Origin of the sequence: Paraburkholderia sp. UYCP14C (assembly GCF_004197395.1) — a bacterium.
Lineage (GTDB): Bacteria > Pseudomonadota > Gammaproteobacteria > Burkholderiales > Burkholderiaceae > Paraburkholderia.
This window is the reverse complement of record NZ_SELS01000368.1, coordinates 1-350: the sequence shown is the minus strand read 5'-3', so window position 1 is coordinate 350 and position 350 is coordinate 1. Positions and strand designations below refer to the sequence as shown.

Below are 350 nucleotides of genomic sequence, written 5' to 3'. Positions count from 1 at the left end.
CCTCATCGCTGGACGCCGACCGCTGCTTGATGGTTTCAGCGATTGCCTCCGTCAAGATGCCTTCCCCGGGTGCTTACACCCGCACGGCTGGTGAATCGGGAGGCCGCGGCTAGATGGTGTTACGCACCTTTGTTAAAGGCTGCAAAGTAGATGACTATTAGCACGGAGAACACGACGAAACGCAAACCAACGAGGGCCTCGCGCGATCGCTCGTAGTGTCTTGCCAGTCCGTGGAAGCGGTTGAGCCAGCCACGGCTGCGTTTTGCTTTGTTCGGCAGGACTTTGTTCGGCAGGGTCTTCAGCAGATAGGGCCTGATGGTTGTGTTGCGGGTCTGAGATAATGCCGGCAT

The 350-nt window shown here is 57.7% G+C and carries 1 pseudogene; it reads right to left on the bottom strand.

The features are described 5' to 3' along the window. Window positions 1–119: 119 nt before the first annotated feature. Window positions 120–350 (bottom strand): annotated as a pseudogene (locus EVC45_RS46090) (hypothetical protein); the annotation flags it as partial.